Source organism: Marinobacter sp. C1S70, assembly GCF_000475355.1.
Lineage (GTDB): Bacteria > Pseudomonadota > Gammaproteobacteria > Pseudomonadales > Oleiphilaceae > Marinobacter > Marinobacter nauticus.
Genome location: NZ_AXBW01000093.1, coordinates 1 through 705, shown reverse-complemented (window position 1 = coordinate 705; position 705 = coordinate 1). Strand labels below are relative to the sequence as shown.

General features: G+C 55.2%; 1 protein-coding gene. It reads right to left on the bottom strand.

Annotated elements, in window-relative coordinates; all coding sequences use genetic code 11:
* Positions 1-49: 49 nt before the first annotated feature.
* The gene (locus Q669_RS18805) at positions 50-703 is read right to left on the bottom strand and encodes a peroxiredoxin (protein WP_022993477.1); all 654 of its coding nucleotides are present in this window, start codon (positions 701-703) and stop codon (positions 50-52) included.
* Positions 704-705 lie beyond the last annotated feature (2 nt).

The window sequence follows — 705 nt, the reverse complement described above, 5'->3', positions numbered from 1 at the left end:
GGTGATAGCGGCCAGACATACGGTGATTCAACGAATCACTGCAGTCGGATTACAAGGACTTGGTGCAGAAGTAGAAGTCCTTACACTCGTAATCGCCGGACTCGACACGGGCATTCGCGCCTTCGGAAGTCTTCGCCGGCGGAACAATCACTTTCTCACCTTTCTTCCAGCCTTCCGGAGTCGCTACACCGTTTTCATCACTGGTCTGCAAGGCTTCAAGCAGGCGCAGGAATTCAGGCACGGAGCGGCCGTTGCTCATCGGGTAGTAAACCATGGCACGCATGATGCCGTTGGGGTCGATGATGAAAGTGGCGCGCACCGCAGAGGTGTCGCCAGCACCCGGATGGATCATGCCGTAAGCCCGGGCGACGTCCATTTTCAGGTCTTCAATGATCGGGAACGGGATTTCAACGCCCCAGTTCTGCTTGATGTTGCGCATCCAGGCAATGTGGGAGTGAATGCTGTCGATGGACAGACCCAGCAACTCACAGTTCAATTTCTCAAACTCTGGTGCGGCCTTGGCAAACGCCATGAATTCAGTGGTACAAACTGGGGTGAAGTCTGCCGGGTGAGAGAACAGAACCAGCCATTTGCCTTTGTAGTCGCTCAGGGACTTCTCACCATCAGTGGTCAGTGCTTTGAAATCCGGAGCCGGTTCGTTGATGCGCGGGAGGCCCGCGATAGGTGCTGCTTGAGTATCCATAG

What these genes read in the sequence shown, in the direction of transcription:
- Q669_RS18805 (WP_022993477.1), bottom strand. Translation starts at nt 703, where the DNA reads ATGGATACTCAAGCAGCACCTATCGCGGGCCTCCCGCGCATCAACGAA.